The sequence below is a fragment of the Microbaculum marinisediminis genome, assembly GCF_025397915.1.
In the GTDB taxonomy this organism is placed as follows: domain Bacteria; phylum Pseudomonadota; class Alphaproteobacteria; order Rhizobiales; family Tepidamorphaceae; genus Microbaculum; species Microbaculum marinisediminis.
In genome coordinates this window covers 31,222-56,153 of record NZ_JALIDZ010000014.1, presented here as the reverse complement: position 1 = coordinate 56,153, position 24,932 = coordinate 31,222, and the positions used below count along the sequence as shown (strand labels likewise).

Here is a 24,932-nt window from a genome sequence, read left to right as displayed (position 1 = left end):
TCAGCGCGCCCCCGAGGCGGTGGGGAACAGGCCGCTGGGCCGGATGATCAGAACCAGGGCCATCAGCAGATAGACCATCATCGAGGACAGGCCGGCGCCGATGCCGTCGGCTTCGGCGGGCGGAAGGAACAGTTTCAGGAGGTCGGGCACGAAGGCGCGGCCGAGCGTGTCGACGAGGCCGACCAGAAGCGAGCCGATCAGCGCGCCGCGGATCGAGCCGATGCCGCCGATGACGATGGTGACGAAGGCGAGGATCAGGATCTGCTCGCCCATGCCGACCTGCACCGAGACGAGCGGTCCGGCCATGGCGCCGGCGAACCCGGCGAAGACGGCGCCGGCGGCGAACAGGGCGGTGTAGAGCAGGGCGATGTCGACGCCGAGCGCGGCCACCATCTCGCGATTGGTGGAGCCGGCGCGGATCAGCATGCCGGCGCGGGTGCGGGTGATCACGGCCCACAGGATCAGCGCAACGAGGATGCCGGCGGCGATGATGGCGATCCGGTAGACCGGGTAGGGGACGCCGGGGATGATCTCGACGGAGCCCTTCAGGGCGTCGGGCACGTTGAGGAACAGGGGCGTACGGCCCCAGATCATCGTCACCGCCTCGTTGATGAACAGGATCAGGCCGAAGGTCGCGAGCACCTGGTCGAGGTGATCGCGGTCGTAGAGCCGGCGCATCACCACGAACTCGATGACGACGCCGGCGAGCGCCGCGGCGGGCAGGGCCGCGAGCAGACCGGCGACGAACGAGCCGGTCCAGGCGGTGACGGTGGCGGCGACATAGGCGCCGATCATGAACAGCGAGCCGTGGGCGAGATTGATCAGGCCCATGATGCCGAAGATCAGCGTCAGGCCGGCGGCCACGAGGAACAGAAAGATTCCGAGCTGCAGCCCGTTCAGAATCTGTTCGACGAAAAGGAGCATGGACGCGCTTCCCCCCGGACTGCGTCGAACACCAGGAATCGGGCGGCCGGCACCCGGCCGCCCGGATACTCAACCGATCAGTTCATCGGGCACTTTTCGTGGTACGCGTCCACGTGATCCTCGGCGATGACGCCGGTGGTCACGAGATGGAGCTTACCGTCCGGGCCCTTCTCGGCCTTGATGGCGTACCAGTCGTGGATCGGGTGGTTGTTGTTGGCGAACTTGAAATCGCCGCGCACGGAGTCGAAATCGGCGGCCTTCAGCGCCGTGCGGAAGCCGTCCTGGTCGCCGGAAACCTTGCCGCCGGTCGCCTTCAGGGCGCTGGCGATCAGCTTCGCGGTGTCGTAGCCCTGGCTGGCATAGGGGGTCGGCTCGCGGTCGTACTTGGCGCGGAAGCCCTCGACGAAGGCCTTGTTTGCGGCATTGTCGAGGTCGATGTTCCAGTGGCTCGACGTGGAGACGCCGAGTGCGGCCTCGCCGACGGCCTCCATGATGCGCTGCTCGAGGCTCGGCGCGGAGACGACCAGCGGGATGTCGGCCTTGAGGCCGGCCTGGTCGTACTGCTTCATGAAGTTGATGCCCATGCCGCCGGGCAGGAAGTAGAACACCATTTCCGGCTTGTCGGCGCGGATTTTGGCGATCTCGGCGGCGTAGTCGGTCTGGCCGAGCTGCGTATAGATCTCATCGACGATCTCGCCGCCGAAGCGGCGCTTGAAGCCGGCGATCGCGTCCTTGCCCGCCTGATAGTTCGGCGCCAGCGCGACGGCCGACTTGTAGCCGGCCTTCTCGGCGGCGATGCCGGCGGCTTCGTGCAGGGAGTCGTTCTGCCAGGAGACGACGAAGTAGTTCTCGTTGCACTTCTCGCCAGCGAAGATCGACGGGGCCGAATTCGGGGAGATGTAGATCTTGCCCGCGCCGATGGTCATCGGCGCCACGATCGGCGAGATGTTGGAGAAGATGACGCCGGTGACGATCTCGACACCGTCGCGCTTGAGCATCCGGTCGGCGATCTGCTGGGCGTTCTCGGGCTTCAGACCGTCGTCCTCGACCAGGAGTTCGACATCGGCGCCGCCGAGCTTGCCGCCTTCCTCGTCCATCGCCAGCGTGAAGCCGTCGCGAACGTCCTCGCCCAGATACCCGGCGGGACCGGACAGGGTGGTGATCATGCCGATCTTGACCGGGTCGTCGGCGAAGGCCGCTGTCGCGACCAGGGCGGTGCCGATGCCGAGTGCGGCAAAAGTCAGTCTGGATGCCATTTGCTCTCTCCCGTTGGATTGTCCGTTGCACCCCTGGCGGATCGGGTCCGTTTCAAGCGGGGCAATCTGTTTTAGGGTTGAAATTCTTCCTCTTGGTTTGCCCTGTCAACGGTGTCTATTGGCGCCAGTCCAAAGAACCGGATGGCGTTTTCCCCCAGAATGACCCGTTTCTCGTCATCCGACAGACGTTTCGACCCGCGTACCAGCGCCCCCATCTTCTGCTCGCCGAGCGGGAACGGGTAGTCGGTGCCGAACAGTACCCGGTCTTTGCCCATCACGTCGACCAGCAGGCGCAGCGCGCCGTCGTCGAAGACCGCGGAATCGACGCAGAACCGGTCGACGTAGCTCGAGGGCGGGTTCGGACAGTCCTCGCGGACGATATCGCGGTGGCGCCAGGCGTTGTCGACGCGGCCGAGCAGATAGGGAAAGCTGCCGCCCCCGTGGGCGAAGCAGATCTTCAGCGAGCGTGGCAGGCGCTCGAAGGCGCCCGACAGGATGAGCGTGAGGATCGAGAGCTGCGTCTCCGCCGGCATCGCCACCAGCCATTGCAGCATCCATTTCGACATGCGGTCGGCGCCCAGCATGTCCCAGGGATGCACGAGCACCGGCGCGCCGATCGTCGCGCAGTGCTGCAGAAACGCGATCAGGCCTTCGTCGTCGAGGTCGCGGGCACCGACGTGATTGCCGATCTGGATGCCGCGATGGCCGTCGGCCATGGCCCTCTCGGCCTCGCGGCATGCGCGGTCGGTATCCTGCAGCGGCACCTGTGCGAGCGGGAACAGCCGGTCGGGCGCCGCGGCCGTCATGTCCAGCGCCGCGTCGTTGAAGATGCGGGCACAGTCGGCGGCTTCCTCGGGCTTTCGCAGGTAGGCGAACAGGACCGGTGTCGCGCACAGGATCTGCTGGTCGATCCCGTCGCGATCCATTTCCTCCAGCCGCTTGTCGACGCTCCAGCAGGCCGAATAGACCGGCCTGAATTCGCGGTCGCCGACCATGACCATCGCGTTGTCGTCATCGAGATGCTTCATCCACGGCCAGTCGGGCGTGCCGAAGCGCTCGGCGAGATCGGGCCACGTGTGCGGGAAGAAGTGGCTGTGCATGTCGACGGTGGTCATTGGGCCACGAACCTCGCAGGTCTCGCCGTGCCGCCTCTGGATTCCCGCCTTCGCGGGAACGAGCGGAAGAAGGATGGCGTCTCCGTGCCCCGCTCACTCCCTCGGCGGAGGGCGTGCGGGGCCGGAGACTTCGGAGCGGCCGGCATCAGCGGTGCGGGCCGGCTGCCGCTCAAATCTCGGCCCAGCCGGGGGGCGGAACCTTGCCGGGATGGACGGCGCCGCAGGTCTTGCACGTGCGCGCCTCCTCGTCGGCATAGAACGCCTCGTAGAGCGGCGGCAGGTCGTTGACGATGTCCTTGAGCTCGACCTCGATGCGGTGGACGAGGCCGCCGCACGCGAAGCAGTACCATTCGAACCCGTCCAGCATGCCGGGAACGCGCGGGCTCTCGACGACGAGGCCGATGGAGCCTTCCTGCGGGCGCTGCGGGCCGTGGCGGACATGGGCGGGCAGCATGAACACCTCGCCCTCGCGGATCGGCACGTCGTAGATCTTTCCGTTCTCGGCGATCTTCAGGATCATGTCGCCCTTGAGCTGGTAGAAGAATTCCTCGACCGGGTCGTCGTGGAAATCGACGCGCCGGTTCGGGCCTCCGACGACCATGACGATCATGTTCGACTTATTGTCGAACAGGTGCTTGTTGCCGACCGGCGGCTTGAGCAGGTGCTGGTTCTCGTCGATCCATTTCTGGAAGTTGAACGGCGTCAGGCTCGGATGGATGTTCACGGACGTCTCCCTTGCAACAGCCGCGGATGGGTCAGCCGCGGGGCTTGAACGCGATCGCCTTCATCTCCACGAGCAGGTGCGGGTGGGCGAGCTGGTGAACGGCGACGGTCGCCCGCGTGGGGCCGGAATAGTCGAAATACTCCGCGTAGGCGGCGTTGTAGCCGCCGAAATCGTTCATGTTCACGAGGTAGGTGGTGATCTCGACGAGATCCTCGAGGCCGGCGCCTTCGGCGGCGAGAATGTCGCCGATGTTCTCGATGACGGCGCGGGTCTGGGCGCGGATGTCGAGCACCCGCGTTCCCATCTCGTCGCTCTCCTCGGCGCCGGCGATCGTGTTGTCCTTGCGGCGCGCCGTGGTGCCGGAAACGAACAGGAAGTCGCCGGCGCGCTTGACGTGCGGGTAGGCGCCGCGCGGTTTCGGCTTGCCTTCGATCAGGCGGGCGGAAGAGCTGTCGTCGGTCATGTCGTTCCCTGCGCGAAGGACGGCGGTATGGACTTCCGGGTGGTTTCGGGCGGGCGGTTTAGGGCCGCGGCGGTACCGACGAGTTTGTCATGAACCGATATTCGGGCGAAATGAATTATTCCCGTTTTGATATAACCAATCAGAATACCTGGTCGGTCGTGTACTCCTCGGCGATCTGGGACGCGACGATCCGCAGTTCTGCCATCAGCGAGGCGGCGACCGGGGAGGGCGTTGCCTCGGCGCGCGTCGTCAGACCGACGGGCGCGGAGACCTTCGGAAGGGCGATCGGCAGACGCATCAGCCTGCCCTCGAGCACGTCCTGTCTCACAACCTGATAGGGCCAGGCGGAGATCGCGTCGGTTTCGGCGGCGAGCCGGCGGTTGGTCAGAACCGACACGGATTCGACGACGACCGGCGGAACCTGAAGGTCCGCCTGATGGAAGGCGTGGTCGAGCTGGCGGCGCAGCGTGGTTTCCTGCGGCGGCAGGATGAAGTCCCAGGCGAGCGTGTCGGCCAGCGTGATCTGGGGCGACGACAGCAGCGGATGGCCCGGCCGCACCACCAGGCAGGTGATCTCGTCGTACAGGGCCTCCTGGTGGGTGCCCTCGCGGCCGCGGAATTCGGGCAGGCGGCCGACGATCAGATCGAGATTGCCCAGCCTCAGCGCGGGCAGCAGCAGGTCGTTGGTGCCCTCGACGACCGTGACCGTGACCTTCGGCCGTTCGCAGCGCAGCCGCGACATGGCCGACGGCAGAAGGCGGGCGGAGGCGGCAAGCAACGTGCCGACGACGACACGGCCGCCGAGGCCCTCCTGGAGATCGCGGATCTCTTCACCGGCATGGCGCAGTTCGGTGAGGATCAGCCGGGCACGGCGGCTCAACGTCGTGCCGAAGGGGGTGGGAAGCACGCCGCGGTTGGTGCGGGTGAACAGCCGGACGTCGAGAATGCGCTCAGCCTCCTTGAGCGCCTTCGTCGCCGTGGGTTGCGTAATATTCAGGCTTTCCGCGGCCACCCGAATGGAGCCATGGTCTTCAATCGCGGCGATTATCCGTAGTTGCTTGACGGATAATCGCTGGGTTGCCTCGGCCAGACCTTCCGGCATCCAATCCACTCCCAAGGTGAGGCCGATTGGACCGCAACTTCACCGTATTGGGAAGCGAGTCGCTACTCATACTATAGGATACCGGAAGGCTTTGGCGTTATACCGTCGCTACATCGTGCTCTGGAAACAGTTGGCGAACGCGTCGCGGTTCGATCGGATCAGGTCCAGGTAGAGGTCCGGTCCGGGCGCGAGCGCGGCGCCGAGCGGGTCGAGCGTGCCGGTTCGGGCCGGGGTGCCTTCGACGATGACATCGACGAGTTTCGGCGGAAACTGCGGTTCGGCGAAGATGCAAACCCGGTCGTAGCGGCCGATCTCGGCACGGATCTCTCTCAGGCGCTGGGCACCGGGCTGGCGGTCCGGGCTGAGCGAGATCGCCCCTTGCGAGTCGAGACCGAAGCGCGACCCGAAGTACCGGAAAGCCTCGTGGAACGTGAAATAGGGGATGTCGCGATACGGCTTCAGGGTTTCGGTCGTATCTGCCTCGAGCTGCTCCAGGCGGGCCGTCAGATCCGCGCCGTTGCGGCGATAGATATCCGCGTTCTTCGCGTCCACGTCGGCCAGGACGGCGACGATTTCGGCGACCATGGCGCGTGCGTTCGCCGGATCGAGCCAGACATGAGGATCGGTTCCGGCATGGTGATGGGCGTGCTCTCCGGGTTCATCATCATGGTGGTCGTCATGGTGGTCGTCGGCGGCCTCCTCGTGATCATCGGGATGATCCCCGGCGTGTTCGTCTTCGCAGTCCGCATGGTCGTCGGTGTGCGCCTCGTCGCCGTCCTCGGGAAACTCCAGGAGCGTCATGCCGGGGGCGTGCAGCAGCGCGATGGCGCGCGCATCGGCGCCGAGGTTCGCGATCGGCCGTTGGAGAAAGGTCTCGAGTTCCTCGCCGACCCAGAATATCACGTCGGCATTCGACAGCGCTTCGGCGTCGGACGGCCGCATCGAATAGGTGTGCGGGGATTCGCCGCCGCCGACGAGCAGGTGCGGCTCTCCGACACCCTGCATGACACCGGCGACAAGAGAATGCAGCGGCTTGATCGAAGTAACGACTTCAGGTGTTTCCGCGTGTGCGGTTGCCGCGTTCAGCAGCAAGGCGAACGACGCGGCGGCAAGGCTTCGGGATCGGGACCGTCCCATGTGATGAACCCCTCTACAACGTTGGCTAAGGCGTGTTACACTATAACATATGTTATACTATAACAATCCGTGTTGGCGGCGCGTTGCCGGGTTGTCCCCCGTGAAAGAGACCGGAAAATGAACCAAATCATACCAGAGGCCCACGAAAAGCGGCGTTCCGCGGCCGCCGAGGCCGAAATCCTGCTCGGATGCCACGGCCTGGGCGTGCGTCGCGACGGACGCTGGCTGATCCGTGACGTCGATCTGGAGGTCCGTCGCGGCGAGATCGTCTCCATCGTCGGACCGAATGGCGGCGGCAAGACGACGCTGATCAAGACGCTGCTCGGGATCGAGCGGCCGTCGGCGGGGCATATCGTGCGCCCGCGGGGCGTGAAGCTTGGATACGTGCCGCAGCGCCTTGCCGTCGACCGCACCATGCCGCTGTCGGTGGAACGGCTGATGACGCTGGTGCGCCGCGCCCCCCGTGCCGACGTCGCCGCCGCGCTCGAGGAAACCGCCGTCGCGCATCTCCTTCGCCGTCCCGTCCAGGAACTGTCGGGGGGAGAGTTCCAGCGGGTGCTGATCTCCCGGGCGTTGCTCGGCAAGCCGGACATGCTCGTCCTCGACGAACCGGTGCAGAGCGTCGATTTCTCAGGCCAGGTCGATCTCTACCGGCTGATCGCCTCGCTGCGGGACCTGCATGGATGCGGCGTCCTGATGGTCAGCCACGACCTGCACGTGGTGATGCGGGCGACCGATCGCGTGCTGTGCCTCGCCGGGCACGTGTGCTGCACCGGCGAGCCCGGCGACGTCTCGCGCAGCCCGGAATACATGCGCCTGTTCGGACCGCAGGCCGCCGATACGCTGGCGATCTACGCGCACAAGCACGATCACGTGCACACGCCGTCCGGCGAGGTGGTGCCGGCGCATGGCCACGACCACGATCATCATCATCATGGGCACGCCGGGGAGGGCGGACACTGATGCTCGACGACTTCTTCGTCCGCGCGCTGATCGCCGGCATCGGCGTCGCGCTGGTGGCCTGTCCTCTCGGCTGCTTCATCGTCTGGCGGCGCATGGCCTATTTCGGCGACACCACGGCGCACGCGGCTCTCCTCGGCGTAGCGCTCGGCCTGCTCGCCGGCATCGGCCCGACGCTCGGCGTGTTCTTGATGACGGTGATCGTGGCGTTGCTGCTGGTCGTCCTGCTGCGGGTCGCCCGCGTCGCCGGCGATACCGTTCTCGGCATTCTGTCGCACGCCGCGCTTTCGATCGGCCTGGTGACCCTCGCGTTCATGACCTGGGTGCGCGTCGATCTTGTCGGCTACCTGTTCGGCGACGTGTTGGCCGTGGGACGGGCCGATGTCTACGCGGTGATCGGCGGCGCCGTAGTGGTCCTCGCGACGCTGACGGCGATCTGGCGACCCCTCGTGGCGGCGACCGTCGACCGGGATCTCGCCCGTGCCGAAGGCGTCAACGTCGTCGCCGTCGAGGTGGTCTACGTGCTGATGATCGCCGTGGTGGTGGCGATCGCGATGAAGATCGTCGGCATCCTGCTGGTCACGTCGCTGCTGATCATCCCGGCGGCCGCGGCACGCGGGTTTTCCCGCACGCCGGAGCGCATGGCAGTCATCTCGGCAGGGCTTGGCGTCCTTGCGGTGATCGGCGGGCTCTATGCGTCCGGGGAATGGGATACGCCGGCCGGTCCCTCGATCGTGGTGGCGGCGTTCCTGATCTTCGTGGTGTCCGCCGCGATCGCGAGCTTTTACGACGTGGTCAGGCGCGGCGCCGAGAACGGTTGACCGCGCGGGCGCGGCCGGGCATCCATCGGGGCAAGCCCGACTGGAGCCGGCATGCGCCCGATTGTCCGTTTTGTCCTCATTCTCGCGGTGCTTTGCGCCCCCCTTGGCGCCGCATCGGCGGAAAAGTTGCGCATCCAGTCGCTGGATGTCGCCGGCAGCATCGCGACCAAGGGGCTGGAAAAGTTCGCCAACGATCTGCGCGCAGCGTCGGGCGGGGAGATCGATATCCAGGTCCTGCCGGTTCGCAGCGCGGTCGGGCCCGCGGCGACGCTCGATGCGATGAAATCGGGGGCGATCGACGGGCACTATTCGTCGCCGGCCTATTTCGCCGGCAAGGACCCGGCCTTCGCGGTCCTCGGCGATTCGCTTGCCGCTTTCCCCGATCCGGAGACGCGGGACCGCTGGTTCGGCGAGAGCCGGGGGATCGAATACGCCCGCAAGCTCTACGGCCAGCATGGCGTGCAACTGGTTGGTGTCGTCTACTGGCCGGAAGAATGGCTGGTGTCGGACAGGCCGGCGACGATCATGATCGACCTGTCCGGCCTGCGCATCCGGGCGTCGAACGGGCCGGTTGCCGATTTCCTCAGGACGATCGGTGCCAAGGTCGTGGCCCTCAGCGGCCACGATACGCTGCGGGCGTTCGACCGCGGCGACCTCGACGCCGCCGACTGGGCGTCGCTTGCCGCCAATATCGAGGCCGGTGCCCACAAGACCGCCCGCTATGCCGTCCGGGCCCGCCATTCGATGCCCGTAACGGAGATATCCGTGTCGAAGGCGGCGTGGGACCGGCTGTCGCCCAAGGCGCAGGCGCTGTTCGAATCCAAGGTCGCCGCCTTCTCCCGGTCGCAGAAGGCCGCCTTCGACTTCGCGTTCGCCGCCGCCAGGGCCAAGGCGCGCGATCAGAGCATCACACTTCTGGAACTGTCGAAGACGTCGCAGGCCGAGATGCGCCGGCGCGCGCTGGCGGTCCTGGCAGACTGGGGCACGAAGTCCGAGGCCGCCGGCGATATCGCGGCGAGCCAGCGCGCGTTCCTGGAACGGCTCGGCCTGGTCGAGCCGACCGTGCCGGCGGCGGCCGGTAGCGGCGGCTAGTCGCTTATGCTTTTGCTCAGGACTTGATCTTGCCGTCGAGCGCCTTGCTGAGACGAAGATCCTCCAGATAGGGGTCCTTGGAGAAGCGCACGTTGCCGTCGGCGTCCATCCAGGCGGATTGGAACACGACCATGACGGGGATGCGCTCGACATCCGGCACGGTCAGGGTCTCGCGGCGGGCGAGCGTGCGTTCTAGGTAGTCATCGGGCCCGAGGCGGTGCTTGGCCAGCTCATTCATGAGATCGAGGCCGTCGACCACGGCGATGGCGCCCTTGGGCAGCCGCGGGTCGCACAGCTCCGACAACGCGTCCGGCGGGGCATCGAACAGGAACGCCTGGTCGGTTTCGCCCAGCCGATAGACGTAGCGGCCGTAGGGATTGTGGAAACCGGGTTTCAGGCGGAAGCGGAACTTGTTCTTCTGCTTCGTCAGGGTCGACTTCGGAATCTGGCGCCAGGGCATGGCGTCCAGCGGCATGGCGACGTCCTGATAGAGGAGCTCGAAGCCCTGCTCCTCGACGATTGCCGGGTTTTGCAGGAGGTCCGGGTAGAGCACGGTCTGGACGTAGTCGAACGGAACTTCCCAGCGCGGATTGAGGGTCATCGAGCTCAGGGTGTCGGCGACGATGGCCAGGTTGTCGCGCGGGCAGTTCGGCAGGATGCGCCATTCGCGCTCGATGCCGCCGGGGGTGAGCAGGCGCAGGATGCCGTCGCCCTTGTTGGCGATCAGCACGCGGTCGGCGAGTTCCTCGGGCATCCAGCGCAGGCGTTCCATCGACAGCATGATCTGTTCGATGCGCCGCTCCACGGGGATGTTGATTGCCAGCAGCGTGGGCTTGTCGAGATCCCCGGTCACCGGCACGTCGTGATGGAGCTGGAAGAGGCGCAAACGGCTCTCAAGCTCGGGATCGAGCGCGTCGGCCTCGCCGAAGGGCTCTTCGAAGCCGTATTCGATGTCGAGACGGGCCCTGAGGGCGGGGATGCGCGGATCAGTCTGCCCGGACGCCACATCCGGCCCGGGATCGATCGTGCCCCAGCCGCCCTGATGGCGGATGTCGATATACTCCGCCAGTTTGCCGCGCAGGCGGTCGTACTCGATGTTCAGCGGATCCCAGGCGTCGAAGAAGCTGTCGGTATCGGGGAACCGCCTCAGCGCCCGCAGCACGTTGTCGCCGTCGATCTCTTTGCGCGGCATGTAGAGATCCGGGTAGACCATGCGCGGCAGAACGCGCCCGACCTTGATGTCGGCGGCGAACATCAGGAAATGCGCCGCGAACCAGGCCTCTATCTCGGCCAGGCGTTCGGGCGAGGCGCCTTCCGTCTCGACTTCCAGGTCCTCGAGGAACTCGACGGGATAGCGGTTCGGATCGAGACCGTCATATTCGGCGTCGAGCATCCGGGTGATCAGACCACGCATCCGGTCGGTGCCGACGAACAGCGGCTCGACGTCCTCGTCGGCATAGTAACGGATCAGGGCAAGACGGTTGTTCTCGATCGGCAATGCCTTGCGGCTCTCGTCGCCGAGAAGCGCGCGGACGTTTTCGACCACGGGTCCCGCGGCATGCGCGGGGGCGGCGGCGAAAAGCAGCGCGACGACGAAAAACACGGTGCGGCGTAGGTTCATCCCGATCTCCGGAAAGTGGATCTGTCAGCCGCACAATCTATTCGGCTCGGGCGCGTTGTCACGTTTTCACCGCAACCAAAGGTTAGCCCGTGTGCGTGGAATGGCGTAAAGGCGGTCCGTTTTGCCCCGGCAAAGCCGCCATCGGAGGAACGGAAAAGTGCAGCGTATCGACGGTCGGTTCCTTCGTGTTCTTGCCTGTGCGGTGGGGCTTTCAGCAGGATTCGTACTGGGTGCGCGTGCCGAATCGGTCGGTGTCGCGGTCGCCAACGAGACGGTTCCGACGCTCTGCGCCGAGGAAGACAACGTCTATGTGACGCTGGCCGGCGACGACATCCGCCGGTTCCGGATCGGGGCGCGCCATCCCGCCTATGTCGGCACGATCGTCTCGGACGATTCGGCCGCCGACTTTTCCAACTGCGACCGCTCGGCCGAGCAGTTCTTCGAATTCGATACGCGGCGGGTGACCCTCTACGAGGACCGCTCGATCTGGCTGATCGGCTACGTCTACGAGCGCTACTGGCGCGACAAGGACGTCCCGGTCCATGTCGGCGACACGGTGGTGCACAACCTGCACATGGTCCAGCTCTGGGTGCAGGGACCGCGCGGGCCGGAGGAGTTCCTGGTGCTCTATCCCCCGGACGGCTACTGGCGGCTGCGGCCGCTGTCGCCGGCCCATCTCAAGGGCACCGCCTATGGCAGCTCGGTTCTGCTCGGTCCCGTGGAGACGAAGGTTCGACCGATCGTGGAGATCAGCGCGGTGCGCTTCGACCCGGAGGCCCGGCGCTTCGATCTGAGCTTCGATCGCGGCGGGTCGGCGTCCGTGACCGTCGGCGAGGCGGCGGAGGAGGGCGTCTTTCTCGACGTCGACTTCGGCGACAGCCCTGTCAGCGGCGTCTTCGGCGGCGTGCGCTCGATGTACGTGACGCCCGGCAACGCCGATGCCTCGGAGGTCGGCTGGCACGTGGGCGGGGCGCAAGCCTGGCAGATCGAGCCGCTGTCGGAATTTGTCTCCGCGCAGGATGTGCGCGAGCTCTGGGTCGGCCGCCACATCGTCTCGCGGCACAACACCAGCGCGCCCGACATGGTGTTCGGCGGCTTCGAGAGGGGACGGTAATCCGCGCCGGACGCTCGACACGACGGGCGAACGGGGGCAGTGTCTGCGCAAACGCGGCCACACGACTGATCTGATGACAAGATTCAGATACCAGGCGCTCAACACCTCGGGCGACTTGCTGACGGGCGAGATCGACGCCGAGTCGCGCCGGCAGGTGTTCGGCGAGCTGGAAAAGCTCGGCCATATGCCGATCGAGGCGACCGAGCTGAAGGACGGCGCGGGCGGCGGGACGGGCGGCCTCTTGTCGCGGCTGATCTCCTCCAAGCCCAGCCGCGAGGAAATCACCGAGATCACACGGGACCTGGCGATGCTGCTCAAGGGCGGCGTCAGCCTGCACGAGGCACTGCAGCTTCTCTCGCAGATGGGCGGCAAGCCGCCTCTGCGCAACCTGATGGCGGCGCTTCAGCGCGATATCGCCCAGGGCAAGAGCTTCGCCGAGGCGCTCGGCGTGCATACGGACGTGTTTCCGCCGACCTACGTGAAGATGGTCGAGGTCGCCGAATCGGCGGGCACGCTGGAGGCGACGCTCGACAAGATTGCGCAGGAGCGGACCCGGTCGGAGGCGCTAAGGCGGCGCGTGACGTCGTCGCTGACCTATCCGCTGTTCCTCGTGGTCGCCGCCTGCGGCGTTTTCCTGTTCGTGATGCTGCAGGTGATCCCGGAGTTCGAACGGGCCTTGTCGGGGTTCATGGACAAGATGGATCCGCAGGCGAAGATGATCTTCGCCCTGTCGCGGTTCGTGCAGGCGAATATCGACATGATCCTCGGCATCGTCGCGGTGCTTCTGGTCGGCGGGCTGCTCTTGTCGCGCAGCCGGGCGTTCGTCGGACTTCTGATCCGCACGCTGGCGCGGCTGCCGGGGACCAGACGGATCGTGCAGTTCCAGCAGACGGTGTTCTTCTGCTCGACGCTTGGAACGCTGCTTGCCAGCGGCGTTGACATCACCACGTCGCTGCGGTTGGTGCGCGACCTGTTTCGCGATCCGCGGGCGGCCGAGAAGGTGGATCAACTGATCGCCGAGGTGCGGCAGGGCCACAGGGTCAGCGACGCGCTCGCCAAGCTGAACTTGCTGCCGGCCTATGTGATACCCATCTTGCGCGTGGGCGAGGAAGCCGGCGAACTGGACACGATGGCGGTCAGGATCGGCGGTTTCTACGAGGACCGGCTTGACAGAGCGCTAGCGCGCCTGACATCCATTCTCGGACCTTCTATATTGATTTTGGTGAGCCTCATGATCGCGTGGCTCATCGTAACCGTCATCACCGCCCTTATCAGTGTAAACGAGCTGTTGGTCTAAAACGTGCTGGGACTATCGCAAATCGAACGGCGGAAGACGGGGGCAAGAAACAAACGAGACAAACGCGGCGGGTTCACGCTCGTCGAGTTGCTCGTCGTACTCGTAATCCTGAGCCTCATCATGGGTCTCGTCGGCCCGCGCGTGCTGTCCTACCTGTCGGACGCGCGGTCGAAGTCGGCGAAGCTGCAGATCGAATCGCTGTCCTCGGCGCTCGACCTGTTCTACCTCGATACCGGACGCTATCCGACCACGTCGGAGGGGCTCGACGCGCTGGTGAAGCGCGTGCCCAACGTCGAGCGGTGGAACGGGCCGTATCTGAGTCAGAATGCGGTTCCCGCCGACCCGTGGGGCAATTCCTACGAGTACCGTTCGCCAGGCGATACCGGTCCCTATGAGATTATCTCTCTCGGCGCTGACGGCCGAAAGGGAGGCTCCGGGGATGATCAGGACATCAAGAGCAAATAACCCCCCGCGCGCGGCCGGTGGCTTCGCGCTGATCGAAATGGTGGTGGCGCTGGCTGTGGTCGCGCTCGTGGTCGCGCTCGTGCTGCCGCGTGTCGCTCGCGAGCCGGGCCCAGGGGCGCTCGAGGCCAAGGCCTACGAGATCGCGTCGATCTTCCGCGACGACCGCAACGCGGCGATGCTCGGCCGGCGCGAGGTCGTTTCCCGCATCGACATGACCAACAAGGTGGCGTCGTCGGGATCGCGCGACCGCGCGGTCAAGGTGCCCGACAGCGTCGGCATCGAGCTGGTGCAGGCGCAGACCGAGGCATTTCCCGGCGGCGGCGGCATCCGGTTCTATCCCGACGGGCGCGCCTCGGGCGGCGTGGTGACGCTGCATCGGGGCCGGTACGGCTACCGGGTCAGCGTCAACTGGCTGACAGCGCATGTCGACGTCGAGCCCGTGACCGCGGTGGCCCGGCGATGATCGCCCGGGCCATCAGCGCCGGGACCGATCTGGCTCGCCGGTTCGCGCGCCGCCGCAGGGTGCGGTCCACCGGCGGCTTCCTGCTGCTCGAGGCGCTGGTGGCGGTCGGCATCATGGCCTTCATCCTGTCGGTGCTGCCATCGGGCGTGATCATCGCCCGCAAGAGCGTGCAGACGTCTGCGAACGTGGTCGGTGCGCGGCTCGTCGCAGAAGCGGTGCTGACCAACGAGTTCTCCGGTACCGATCTGACGGTTGGAACCAACGGCGGCACGCTCGACGGCTACGAGTGGGCGACGGTGGTGCGCCCGAACGAAGCCCTGCGCGAGGCTTTCCCGTCGCGGCAATGGCAGCCGTTCGACGTCATCGTGCAGGTGCTGGTTCCGAACGGGCCGAAGGTGACGCTGGAAACCATCCGGCTGGGGCGCGAGCGATGAGACGGCGCCTTGGCGGCCGGGCCGGCTACGTGATGATCGAGGCGCTGGCGGCGCTGGCGATCTCGGGGCTGGTGCTCGCCGCGGTTCCGCTGGCCTCGGGGATCCTGTTCCGGAACTGGGAGAAGGCGACATCCGGCTCCGATACCCTCGACCGGCTGGCGAGCGGACTGTCCGTGGTGCGCCGCGAACTTTCGATGATGCGCCGCGAGCGCTTCGCCGATCGCGACGCGGCAGGGCCGTATGCCTTCCTGGCAACGTCGGACACCATCGGCTTCGTTTTGCCGGATGCCTCCGACGGATCGGAGCCGGGCGAGTTCGTCGTGGTCATCAAGGTGCGGCCGGAGGCGAATGGCAACGCGCTGGTGCGCGGCATGGCGCCGTTCCGGCCGGACATGCGGAATTTCAATCGCCTGCGCCTGGATGACCCGGTGGTGCTGCTCAGCGGACCGTGGAAGTACCGCTTCCAGTACGCGGCACGGCGGCGCGACGGCCTCGAATGGCTCGACGAATGGCTGGATGAACAGGACCTGCCCGTCGCCATCCGGCTCGACGTGGTCGACTACACGAGCGAGCAGCGAGTGATCCCGCCGCTGGTGATCCCGATCCGTGTCGATGCCGAGCCGGGCTGTGTCGACGAGCGCGGCGGGGTGTGCGGGATATGATCCGGTTCCGTCGCCTCTCCCGGCCGCGCCGCCGCGATGGCGGCTATGTCACGGTGGTGGTGCTGACCTTCGCGGGCCTGATGGCGGCGCTGGTCGCGGCGACGCTGAACGTGGCGCGTCCGAGCGTCGGGCAGGCGCTCGTCAATATCGACGACATGCAGGCCGATGGCCTGCTCGAGGCGGGTATCTCGACCGCCGGCCTGGCGCTCTACAGCGCCAACCGGCCGGTGCAGTCGATCGATGGATTCGCCGTGCCGCTGGAAACGGGCGCCATCCGCCTGACCATCAAGGCCGAGGCCGGCCGGATCGACATCAACGCCGCCAGGCCGGAAATGCTGTCTGGCATCTATGCGGCGGCGGGCACCGGTGCGTTGAAACCAAGCGAGTTCGCCGCGCTGGTTCTCGACTGGCGGGACAGAAACAGCCGGGTGCGTCCGGGCGGCGCCGAGCGAGAGGAGTATGCCGCGCTCGGTCTCGACCACCGGCCGCGCGACGGGCCGTTCCTGTCTCTGGAGGAACTGCTGCTGCTGCCGGGAATGACGCAGGAGGATTACCAGAGGCTGTTGCCGTATCTGACCGTCTTCAATCCGCTCGGCGATATCGATCCGGGCAGTGCCGAGATGCCGGTCCTGCTGTCGGTTCCGAACATGTCGGAATCCGAGGCATTGGGCATCAGATCCGCCTTCAACAGTCCGGATTCGACGCAGCGGGAACGCAATCAGTTGATCCGGCCATATCAGCGCTATCTGACCGCCGATGGTAGCGATGTTTTCAGGGTGCTGGTCGAGGCCCGGCTCAACAACGGTTACACCAAATCGGTGGAAGCTGTATTGATGCCGGGGTTTCGGCGTATTCCCTACCATGTTCTGTACTGGCGGGTGCTCGATCCGCCGGAGGTTCCGTCGTGAATGCGGGACCGCGAACGATCCGGCGGGCGATTTGTTGGTGTTTACGTAATCGACTGGTATCAAGCTGATCCGTGATGGACGCCGTTGTGAAATTCTTCGGGTGGTGGATCGACGAACTGGCGCGCATTCTCGAGCCGTTCGTCGGCCGCGCCAGCGCGCCTGCGGATTTCGTCCTCGTGCAGCAGGGGGACCGGTTCGTCTGCATGCGGGGCGGCCGCAAGGGCATGACCGATGTCGGCGTGCTCGGTGGCGGGGGAACGCTCGATAGCGATATCCGGAAGAAGCTGAAAGTCCAGAACGTCGAGGTGCGGCTCGATCCGAACGTGGTTCTCGACAAGACGCTCGCCCTTCCGGCGGCCGGACAGCAGTATCTCGACGCGATCCTGCGCCACCAGATCGAGCGGCTGACACCCTGGGCCGCGGATCATGTGGCCTTCGACTACGTCGTCGGCACTTCGGAGCCGGTGGCCGAGGGGCAGGTCTCGATCCGTCTCGTCGCGACCGCGCGGGAGACGGTGACGCGTGCGCTCAAGACCCTCGCCGAGGCCGGAATCAAGCCGCGCGCGGTGGGCACCGCGACCGATGCGCCGGACCACGTGAGCCCGGTCGACCTGCAGGACGAGACCAAGACCGGGCGCCAGTCGTCTCTGCGCCGTTCGGTCGCCGTCGGTCTGGCGGCGACGGCCGCGGTCATTCTCATCCTCGGCGGCTTCCAGACCTGGGAGGTCTACCGGCTGTCGGCCGAGAGCGAAGAGGTCGAGACCGCAGTCGAAGCGCGGCGCGCGGTGATCGCGGAGGCGGTCGCCCGCACCACGTCGTCCGACGAATATCGTGCGCTTGCCGCCCGGAAAGCTGCCGCGCTGCCGATGGTCGTGTTGCTCGAGGAGCTGTCGAAGACGCTCCCGAGGGACACCTTCCTGACGGAACTCGATGTCGAAGGCAGCACGTTGCGCATCAACGGGACGTCGTCGGAGGCACCGGCGCTGATCCAGCTCCTCGAGAACGCCGATATCCTCGCCGATGCCCAATTCGGCGCGCCGACAACCCGCAACGAAAGGGGCAATGGCGACAGTTTCCAGATCGTGGCGAAGATCGATGAGCCGCCCACGGGGCAGGCTCCGGATGGACAGGCCCCCGATGGGCAGCCCCCCGCTGGGCAGGGTGCATCGCCGGGGGCGGATGGCGAATGAGCGCGGCTGCGACATTCGACAGGAAGCGGTTCGGTGCGGTCGCGCTGTTCGCGGTCCTGCTTCTGGCGGGGCTGATCTGGATCGGCTGGGCGTCGCTGGCGGTGTCGACGATCGGCGAGCAGCTCACCCAGCAGGAAGCGCAGCTCGACGCGCTGGCGATGCGCACGCGCAGCCTGACCGCGGGCGCGGGTGGCGACGGCACCGCGCAGATCGCGGTGTATTTCCCGGGCGACACGCAGGCGATCGCAGCGGCCGCCGTCCAGAGGACCGTCGACGAGATCGTCGAGAAAGCGGGCGGGCGCGTGGTCGAAAGCCAGATCCTGCCGGTGCAGCCGGACGAGGAAACGGCCAATCGGATCGATCTCCGGGCGTCGTTCGAGGCCGACATCGACGCCTTGCAGAAGGCGCTTTACGACATCGAGACCCATCTGCCGATGATGATGGTGAAATCGATGTCGGTGCGGTCCTTCGTTCAGGCCGGGCGCCGGGACGCCGACGAGAAGAACCCGATCCTCCAGGTGGCCCTGGTGGTTTCCGGCTTCTGGACGCCGGAGGAGCCATGACGCTCGTGCACCGTCATCGGCCGGACTGGAGCGGGCGCCTCATGCTGGCGGCGATCGCCGGGGCGCTGTTCGTCATGCCGGCTGCGGCGCAGGACGCCGCGGCAACGCGGGCGCGGGACGAGGCGGCGCGGACGGGCGTCGCCGCAACGCGGCCGGTTCTCGGCGAGCCTAAAGCGGGGCCCAGGGATGCGGCGCCCAAGGATGCGGCGGCGGACACCCCGCAAAAGCCGCTCCAGTCGCAAGACGCCGCGGCGGAGCCCCGCGCGAAGGCGAAAGCGCCTGCGAGAAAGGACCAGGGAAAAAAGCCCCAAAACCAGACAGCGCGGAACCAGACAGCCCAGAAAAAGGAGGCCCAGAAGAAGGTCGCCCAGAAGAACGTCGCCCAGAAGGTCCAGAAGAACGCGGCGCCTGGAAAAGTGCAGGACGTGTCTGTCTCCGGTGCCGGGTCCGGGGCCGTCAAGGACGATATCGACTCTCTAGACAGCCGGGCCGAGCTGATCGGCGGAATCGGCCTCAAGGATCTTCAGCAGACCCGTCAGGCGCCGTTGTTCACGCCGTCGCGCCAGAAGCCGAAGCCGCCACCTCCGCCGAAGAAGGTGGAGAAGCCGGCCAAGCCGCCGGCGCCGCCTGAGCCGCCCAAACCGCCGTCGCTGCGTCTCGTCGGCGTGGTGCTGACCGAGGAGGCGAAGATCGCGCTGATGATGGCGCAGGACAGATCGGTCAAGCGGCTCGCGCTCGGCGACGAGATCGACGGCTGGGCGGTGGTGAAGCTCGATCCGGAAACGGTCGAGCTCAAGCTCAAGGGGCAGCGCAGCGTCTACCGGATGTTCAAGCCGCAAGCGGCGGGCGCGGACTCCCCGAACGAGGACGGCCGCGGCCGGAACGCGCGAAAGAAGAAACGAAAAAACTAGCCGCGCCGCGTGCGGTCACGTGGTGACGCGGACAACCTCCGCGACCGAGGTCAGTCCCGCGCGGCATTTGGCGAGGCCGTCCTCCAGCATCGAGGTCATGCCTGCTTCATGGGCAAGCCGCTGCAATTCCGCGGTATCGACGTCGTCGTGGATGTGCTTGCGCAGCTGGGCGTCGAACTTCATCACCTCGAAGATGGCTATCCGGCCACGATACCCGGTGCCCCCGCACCAGTCGCAGCCGCCGCCGACGTAGAGGGTCTCGCCGGGCGCCAGCGTCAGCACGCCGCGCTCGATAAGGGATTCCGTCGTCGCATCCCCGGGCGGGGCCGGCTCGCGGCAGCGCTCGCACAGACGGCGGACGAGGCGCTGGCCGACGACACAGCGCAGTGCCGAGGCGAGCAGGAAGCTTTCCACCTTCAGGTCCAGCAGGCGGGCGACCGCGTCGGCGGCGTTGTTCGTATGCAGCGTCGTCAGCACCAGATGGCCGGTGAGGGCGGCCTGAATGCCGATCGAGGCGGTCTCGGAGTCGCGCATCTCGCCGACCATGATGATGTCGGGGTCGTGGCGCAGGAAGGACCGCAGCGCGGTGGCGAAGGTGAGGTCGATCGACGGCTTGATCTGGGTCTGGTGGATGCCGGGAACCTGATACTCGATCGGGTCCTCGACCGTCATGATCTTGCGCTGCGGATCGTTCAGGTAGGTCAGCGCGGCCGCCAGCGTGGTGGTCTTGCCGCTGCCCGTCGGGCCGGTCACGACGATCATGCCGTAGGGTTCGGCGAGCTGGGTGCGAAGCGCCATCAGGTCGTGCTGGGACATGCCGAGCCGGGCCAGATCGAGCGCCCGCGATTCCTTCACCAGAATGCGGATGACGGCGGCTTCGCCGTGCAGGGTCGGCATCGTGGCGATACGCAGGTCCGCCTCGGTGTTGACGATTTTCACACGGGCGCGGCCATCCTGCGGCAGGCGCCGCTCGGCGATGTTGAGGCCGGCGAGGATCTTGATGCGCGAAACGATGGCCCGGGCCATGCGGCTCGGCAGGTTCTGGTAGGGGCGCAGGAATCCGTCGACGCGCAGGCGCACCCGGACGGCGTCGCGCGAGGGCTCGATGTGGATGTCGGTGGCGTTCAGGTCGATCGCCGCTTCCAGCATCGCATCGACGGCCTGGACCACCGGGGCGCCGCGGGCAAGGTCGCGCAGGCGCTCGAGATTCTCGTCGCTGGCGGATTCGCCGTCGATCTCGCCTGCCTGCGCCGCGGCGTCGGTCGCCTGACCAGCTTCGCTTGCCGGCTCGACGTCGCGCTCGAACAGCATGGCGATATCTTCGAAGGCGACGATATAGACCGCCGGCGTCGTGCCGAGCGCGAGGCTCACCGCGCGAATCGCGTCCTCGTTGGTGGGGTCGGCGACGGCGAGGGAGGTACGGCCGTCTGTCTCGAAGGGATAGACCCAAGCGTCGCGCAGGAAACGGCGCGAAAGCCCCTTCATACCGTGCGGCCGGCCGGTGACCGATTCGGTACGCCCGCGCGGCAGGCCGTGGAACGCGGCTATCGCGTCCGCCAGATCGGTTCCGGTCAGGATTCCGGCTTCCCAAAGCTGTGCATAACTGCCGCGTTCCGGCGCTTCCAGCTTGGAAAGTGCGGCCCAATCGACACGCTCGGAAAACTCCTGCGCGTTCTTCAGGAACGCGGCGAAGGTTCCGTCGACATCGAGAACTTCGTTCGCTATCATCGAATTCGGACAGGGACCGGTCGGTGCGGCGTTTCCGCTATGCCCTACAAATAGATGGCGTAGGGGACTGTTGCAACCGAGCCACGACGATAAGAAGCAGGGACTCAACAGTCAAAAGACGGGGGCCAACAATGTCTCGTGGCGGGCATGCGATCCGCAGGCGGGTAGACTGAATCCAACGGGGTTTTCGCTAGTATCTTGTCTGCGATGCGGAAGGGTCTCTTCGAATAGGACCTCCGCATTAGAGGGTATATCTGTCTGCGTATCGGCGTCGCGATTCGTTCGGAATGATCGAGCCGCGTGATCGAGGCAGCCACGTTAGTTCGTACAGCCGGTCCGACCGGCGGGTAGCTGTCCTCAGGTGAGGAGGTAACCGAGGCGTCTATGCACCTGAGGTTAGTATTTCGTCTCACACTGCTGTTTCTGGTCGGATTGTCTGTCGTCTCCTGCCAGACAACGGAAGACCTCCTGTCCGTGCGCGGGTCGGGCAACCGCCTGTTCGGTTCCGTTCTCAACGCCGACCTGACGGCGCGGCAGCCGGATCCCGGCGAGGCCGGCGCTCAGGGAATCCACCGGGTCGATGGTGGCGCCGAACCAATGATCTACCCGGCGGACGGTTCCGGGGGGACGGGCGGGCCGTTCGTGCCGGCCACGGCCGGTGACGGCGGTGGCAGCTACAGACTGAATTTCGAAAACGCGCAGATCGGCGATGTCGTGCGGGCAATCCTGGGCGACTCGCTGGGCCTGAACTACGTCATCGATCCGAATGTGAACGGTCGCGTCACGCTCGTTTCGGCGCGGCCGGTGGCGCGCGACGAACTGCTTCCCACGCTCGAGGCGATCCTGAGGATGAACCAGGCCGCGCTGGTCACGGACGGCGCCGTCTACCGGGTCGTCGTCGATACCGACACCGGCAATCTCCGCGCCCGCATGAGCCGCGCTGGCCAGCCGGCCGGATACGGGCTCACCGTGCTGCCGCTGAGATTCGTGTCGGCGAATACGATGATGGGGCTGATCGACGGCTTCGCCACCAAGCCCGAGTCGATCCGGGTCGACGCCACGCGCAACCTCCTGCTGATTTCCGGGTCGTCGCCGGAACGGCGGACCGCGGTCGAAACCGTGATGACCTTCGATACGGACTGGATGGCGGACCAGTCGGTCGGCATTTTCCCGACCCGGGACGTGCGGCCTGAGACGATGGTCCCGGAACTCGAACGCCTTTTCGAAACGCAGGAAGGCCGGGCCGGCGCCGATCTCATACAGTTCGTGCCTATGGCCCGCATGAAGGCGGTGCTGGTTGTCTCCAAGCGCGACGACCTGATACGCCGGGCGGGAAACTGGATCTCGCGGTTGGACCGGACGAACCCGGCGGCCGAGACGGCGGTCAACGTCTATCGTGTGAAATATCGCGACGCCAAGCTGCTGGTGCAGATCCTCAGCGGCATCTTCGGCGGCTCGACGGTCGGCGGCGGGGCGGGAGAGCCGTCTCCGGCGGATCAGATCACGCCGGGGGCGGGCGTCTTCGCGTCGAGTGCGGACGGGGCCGAGCCGGGCATCGATGCCGGGGACGGCGAGATGGATGCGGAAGACGCGGCATCGGGGAGCGGGACGACCTTCGATTTCGCCCAGTCTCCGGCGTCGGGCGGCGGGGGAACGGATCTGTTCGCTGGCCAGACCTCCGGCGCAGGCGGCGGGGGACCGCGCTTCAGTGCCGACACGGCCAACAATTCGATCGTCATCTACGCCGACGGCGACACCTATCTGAAGGTCCTCGCAGCCCTGCGCCAGATCGACGTGCCGCCGCTGCAGGTCGCCGTCAACGTGGTGATCGCCGAGATCCGGCTGAACGATCAGCTGAAGTTCGGCGTACAGTATTTCATCAAGAGCGGCGACGTCGGGCTCAAGGACGATGTCGGGTCCATCGGCCTGTTCAACACCGTCGTCAATTCGATCAATCGCGAGCTGCCGGGCTTCAACTTCGTGATCGGCTCGGAGGAAAGCCCGGACGTCATCATCTCGGCCTTCGACAAGATCACCGACGTGTCGGTGCTGTCGTCGCCGTCGCTGGTGGTCATGGAGAACGAGACCGCGGCGTTGCAGGTCGGCGAGGAAGTGGCTGTTTCCACGCGCCAGGCGCAATCGGTGATCAATCCGGATTCGCCGACCGTCAACGAGATCGAGTATCGCGACACCGGCATCATCCTCAAGGTGACGCCACGGATCGCCGAGAACGGCATCATTTCGATGCAGATCCAGCAGGAGATCTCCGATATCGCGTCCGGCGCTTCGACCCTGACGCCGACCTTCACCAAACGCCGCATTTCCAGCTCGGTTTCGGTTGCGAGCGGCCAGACGGTGATGCTCGGCGGGCTCATCGCCGAAGGATCGGACAACAACCGGACCGGTATTCCGGTTCTGCATCGTCTGAAGGGCGTCGGCGACCTCTTCGGCACGACGGACAATTCCGCACGGCGCAATGAGCTGATCGTGCTGATCCGGCCGACCGTGATCCGGCAGGGGCAGGACGCCCAGCATGTCGCCGAGGAACTCAGGGCGCGGATGTGGAACATGCAACGCAACGCGACGGGGCAGCAGTGACGCTGTCGCCGTCATCGCGGCGCCAAGTGATCGCGGCGGCCGGCGGCGCCGCTCTCGCAGCGGTCGCGGCGCTGGCACTGGCCGACGGGACTGCGCAGCCCGACCGGGTTCTAGCCTCGGCGGTATTGGGCGCGGCCATGGCGGCGATCGCGCTGGAGGATTCGCTACGGCTGCGGGTGCCTGATCCGTGGGTTTACGGGGCGCTGGTTACCGGGATCGTCTGGAGCGCCGCGGTGCGGTTGCGGTCGGGTGACGGGCTGGTGGCCGCAGGCGGCGGGGTTCTGATCGCCGTCGCGGTGTGCGGCGGTGCGTTTCTGGCGGTGCGGGAGACGTTCTACCGGCTGCGCGGTTTCGACGGGCTCGGCTTCGGCGATGTCAAACTGGCGGCGGCCGGCGGGGCCTGGCTCGGCTGGGAAGGCTTTGCCTTCGCCGTCCTCGTGGCGGCCGCCGGTGCGCTTGCCTTCGTCGCGACTCGGGTTGCGCGCGGCCGGGGATGGAATGCGGATCAGCGCCTAGCCTTCGGCGCCTTCCTGGCGCCGGCGGTGTGGGCGACCTGGCTCGTATTGCAGGGCGCGGGCGAAGGGTGACGGGTTTCGGAGCCGGACAGATGATCGGGCATTGGGTGCGCGTGACGCCGAAACGGGGGACGGGCAGGGGCCTGCGGAAGGCGTTTCTGGCGGTCTGCTGCGTCGTGGCCGTGAGCGCGCCGGCGACTGCCGCATCGGTCGAGAGTGGCGTTGCTGCCTATGAACGCGGCGACTATTTCCGCGCCGTGCAGCAGTGGCGTCCGCTGGCGGAACGGGGCGATCCGAAGGCGCAGACCGCGCTCGGGCTTGCCTATTACCACGGGCAGGGCGTGCCGCAGGACTACGGCGAGGCGGTCGTGTGGTACCGCCGCGCGTCGGAGCAGGGCTATGCCTATGCCCAGGGTTTGCTCGGGTACCTCTATTTCCAGGGCCAGGGCGTCCATCAGGACTACATGGACGCTTATTTCTGGCTGAACCTGGCCGTTGCCGGCCTGCCGCCGGGGCGCGAGCGCGAACTCGCCATCACGCGGCGGGGCTACGTGCAGACGCAGCTGAGCCCGAACGAGTTGCACACCGTCCAGGAGCGCGCGGCCCAATGGCGGCCGGCGCCGGCCGTTCCCGAGGACGTGCAATAGAATTTTCGGCCTCTATTGGATAAGACTCCCGCTATAGACCCGTTAGCGGAGAGCCGAAGTTGGCGCGTTCTGTTGTCGAAACCGCGCGGAGGACGTCACATCGCGGAAGGGCCGGGAGTGTTCCGGTCTTCGCGGCAATCGCGGCCGTTTTCGCTGCATTCGCAACGGTACCGGGCGCCTCAGCCGAGCCGCGTATCTATCTCGGCGACGGCCATAACGGAC

General features: G+C 66.5%; 25 protein-coding genes. 16 read left to right on the top strand and 9 right to left on the bottom strand.

Going from position 1 to position 24,932, the window contains the following annotated elements; genetic code table 11:
• The 7 genes from MUB46_RS23025 to MUB46_RS22995 form a co-directional block, all read right to left on the bottom strand.
• Positions 1 to 924 (bottom strand): branched-chain amino acid ABC transporter permease, encoded by a 924-nt coding sequence (locus MUB46_RS23025; protein WP_261618317.1) that lies wholly within the window; start codon positions 922 to 924, stop codon positions 1 to 3.
• Positions 925 to 1,001: 77 nt separating this feature from the next.
• On the bottom strand, positions 1,002 to 2,180 hold the full coding sequence (locus MUB46_RS23020; protein ID WP_261618316.1) for an ABC transporter substrate-binding protein: 1,179 nt from the start codon (positions 2,178 to 2,180) through the stop codon (positions 1,002 to 1,004).
• 71 nt (positions 2,181 to 2,251) lie between these two features.
• A complete protein-coding gene (locus MUB46_RS23015; RefSeq protein WP_261618315.1) occupies positions 2,252 to 3,295 on the bottom strand; it encodes an amidohydrolase family protein in 1,044 nt (347 codons plus the stop codon).
• Between the two features lie 169 nt (positions 3,296 to 3,464).
• Positions 3,465 to 4,013, bottom strand: coding sequence for a 3-hydroxyanthranilate 3,4-dioxygenase (locus MUB46_RS23010; protein WP_261618351.1), 549 nt, complete (start codon positions 4,011 to 4,013; stop codon positions 3,465 to 3,467).
• Positions 4,014 to 4,050: 37 nt separating this feature from the next.
• Positions 4,051 to 4,482: a RidA family protein gene (locus MUB46_RS23005; RefSeq protein ID WP_261618314.1), complete on the bottom strand. Its 432-nt coding sequence runs from the start codon at positions 4,480 to 4,482 to the stop codon at positions 4,051 to 4,053.
• Positions 4,483 to 4,621: 139 nt separating this feature from the next.
• Positions 4,622 to 5,584: a LysR family transcriptional regulator gene (locus tag MUB46_RS23000; RefSeq protein WP_261618313.1), complete on the bottom strand. Its 963-nt coding sequence runs from the start codon at positions 5,582 to 5,584 to the stop codon at positions 4,622 to 4,624.
• A gap of 108 nt (positions 5,585 to 5,692) precedes the next feature.
• Positions 5,693 to 6,721 carry a zinc ABC transporter substrate-binding protein gene (locus tag MUB46_RS22995; protein ID WP_261618312.1) on the bottom strand — a complete coding sequence of 343 codons (1,029 nt, stop codon included), beginning with the start codon at positions 6,719 to 6,721 and terminating at the stop codon, positions 5,693 to 5,695.
• 117 nt (positions 6,722 to 6,838) lie between these two features.
• On the opposite strand from MUB46_RS22995, the gene MUB46_RS22990 reads away from it, so the two are divergent.
• Genes MUB46_RS22990 through dctP form a run of 3 tightly spaced genes read left to right on the top strand, consistent with a single transcriptional unit; the run spans position 6,839 to position 9,594 of the window.
• A complete protein-coding gene (locus MUB46_RS22990; protein WP_261618311.1) occupies positions 6,839 to 7,684 on the top strand; it encodes an ATP-binding cassette domain-containing protein in 846 nt (281 codons plus the stop codon).
• Positions 7,684 to 8,502 (top strand): metal ABC transporter permease, encoded by an 819-nt coding sequence (locus MUB46_RS22985; RefSeq protein ID WP_261618310.1) that lies wholly within the window; start codon positions 7,684 to 7,686, stop codon positions 8,500 to 8,502. Before MUB46_RS22990 ends, MUB46_RS22985 begins: the two co-directional genes overlap by 1 nt.
• A gap of 51 nt (positions 8,503 to 8,553) precedes the next feature.
• On the top strand, positions 8,554 to 9,594 hold the full coding sequence (gene dctP / locus MUB46_RS22980; RefSeq protein WP_261618309.1) for a TRAP transporter substrate-binding protein DctP: 1,041 nt from the start codon (positions 8,554 to 8,556) through the stop codon (positions 9,592 to 9,594).
• Positions 9,595 to 9,610: 16 nt separating this feature from the next.
• Here dctP and MUB46_RS22975 read toward each other — a convergent pair whose 3' ends face one another.
• Positions 9,611 to 11,215: a L,D-transpeptidase scaffold domain-containing protein gene (locus MUB46_RS22975; RefSeq protein ID WP_261618308.1), complete on the bottom strand. Its 1,605-nt coding sequence runs from the start codon at positions 11,213 to 11,215 to the stop codon at positions 9,611 to 9,613.
• A 157-nt stretch (positions 11,216 to 11,372) separates the two neighbouring features.
• Between MUB46_RS22975 and MUB46_RS22970 the strand changes: the two genes are divergently transcribed.
• The 10 genes from MUB46_RS22970 to MUB46_RS22925 all read left to right on the top strand — a co-directional run bounded on the left by MUB46_RS22970 (position 11,373) and on the right by MUB46_RS22925 (position 19,222).
• Entirely contained in the window at positions 11,373 to 12,329 is a 957-nt protein-coding gene (locus MUB46_RS22970) for a hypothetical protein (protein ID WP_261618307.1), read from the top strand.
• A gap of 73 nt (positions 12,330 to 12,402) precedes the next feature.
• Positions 12,403 to 13,626: a type II secretion system F family protein gene (locus MUB46_RS22965; RefSeq protein WP_261618306.1), complete on the top strand. Its 1,224-nt coding sequence runs from the start codon at positions 12,403 to 12,405 to the stop codon at positions 13,624 to 13,626.
• A gap of 21 nt (positions 13,627 to 13,647) precedes the next feature.
• Positions 13,648 to 14,091: a type II secretion system major pseudopilin GspG gene (gene gspG / locus MUB46_RS22960; protein WP_261618350.1), complete on the top strand. Its 444-nt coding sequence runs from the start codon at positions 13,648 to 13,650 to the stop codon at positions 14,089 to 14,091.
• Positions 14,066 to 14,554, top strand: a complete 489-nt coding sequence (locus tag MUB46_RS22955; RefSeq protein WP_261618305.1) for a prepilin-type N-terminal cleavage/methylation domain-containing protein — start codon at positions 14,066 to 14,068, stop codon at positions 14,552 to 14,554. Before gspG ends, MUB46_RS22955 begins: the two co-directional genes overlap by 26 nt.
• On the top strand, positions 14,551 to 14,988 hold the full coding sequence (locus MUB46_RS22950; protein WP_261618304.1) for a type II secretion system protein: 438 nt from the start codon (positions 14,551 to 14,553) through the stop codon (positions 14,986 to 14,988). The genes MUB46_RS22955 and MUB46_RS22950 overlap by 4 nt, the downstream gene beginning before the upstream one ends.
• Complete coding sequence (locus tag MUB46_RS22945; RefSeq protein ID WP_261618303.1) at positions 14,985 to 15,650, top strand: PulJ/GspJ family protein; 666 nt, start codon at positions 14,985 to 14,987, stop codon at positions 15,648 to 15,650. Before MUB46_RS22950 ends, MUB46_RS22945 begins: the two co-directional genes overlap by 4 nt.
• Positions 15,647 to 16,558: a type II secretion system minor pseudopilin gene (locus MUB46_RS22940; RefSeq protein WP_261618302.1), complete on the top strand. Its 912-nt coding sequence runs from the start codon at positions 15,647 to 15,649 to the stop codon at positions 16,556 to 16,558. The genes MUB46_RS22945 and MUB46_RS22940 overlap by 4 nt, the downstream gene beginning before the upstream one ends.
• A gap of 86 nt (positions 16,559 to 16,644) precedes the next feature.
• Positions 16,645 to 17,748: a PilN domain-containing protein gene (locus MUB46_RS22935; RefSeq protein WP_261618301.1), complete on the top strand. Its 1,104-nt coding sequence runs from the start codon at positions 16,645 to 16,647 to the stop codon at positions 17,746 to 17,748.
• A complete protein-coding gene (gene gspM, locus MUB46_RS22930) occupies positions 17,745 to 18,311 on the top strand; it encodes a type II secretion system protein GspM (protein WP_261618300.1) in 567 nt (188 codons plus the stop codon). The genes MUB46_RS22935 and gspM overlap by 4 nt, the downstream gene beginning before the upstream one ends.
• The gene (locus tag MUB46_RS22925; RefSeq protein ID WP_261618299.1) at positions 18,308 to 19,222 is read left to right on the top strand and encodes a hypothetical protein; all 915 of its coding nucleotides are present in this window, start codon (positions 18,308 to 18,310) and stop codon (positions 19,220 to 19,222) included. The genes gspM and MUB46_RS22925 overlap by 4 nt, the downstream gene beginning before the upstream one ends.
• 15 nt (positions 19,223 to 19,237) lie before the next feature.
• Here the strand turns inward: MUB46_RS22925 and MUB46_RS22920 are convergent, their stop codons facing one another.
• Complete coding sequence (locus MUB46_RS22920) at positions 19,238 to 20,950, bottom strand: GspE/PulE family protein (RefSeq protein WP_261618298.1); 1,713 nt, start codon at positions 20,948 to 20,950, stop codon at positions 19,238 to 19,240.
• Positions 20,951 to 21,334: 384 nt separating this feature from the next.
• On the opposite strand from MUB46_RS22920, the gene gspD reads away from it, so the two are divergent.
• The 3 genes from gspD to MUB46_RS22905 are packed head-to-tail and all read left to right on the top strand — an operon-like array spanning position 21,335 to position 24,710.
• Positions 21,335 to 23,548, top strand: coding sequence for a type II secretion system secretin GspD (gene gspD / locus MUB46_RS22915; RefSeq protein ID WP_261618297.1), 2,214 nt, complete (start codon positions 21,335 to 21,337; stop codon positions 23,546 to 23,548).
• Complete coding sequence (locus MUB46_RS22910) at positions 23,545 to 24,135, top strand: prepilin peptidase (RefSeq protein WP_261618296.1); 591 nt, start codon at positions 23,545 to 23,547, stop codon at positions 24,133 to 24,135. The genes gspD and MUB46_RS22910 overlap by 4 nt, the downstream gene beginning before the upstream one ends.
• 20 nt (positions 24,136 to 24,155) lie before the next feature.
• Complete coding sequence (locus MUB46_RS22905) at positions 24,156 to 24,710, top strand: tetratricopeptide repeat protein (protein ID WP_261618295.1); 555 nt, start codon at positions 24,156 to 24,158, stop codon at positions 24,708 to 24,710.
• The last annotated feature ends 222 nt before the right edge of the window (positions 24,711 to 24,932 follow it).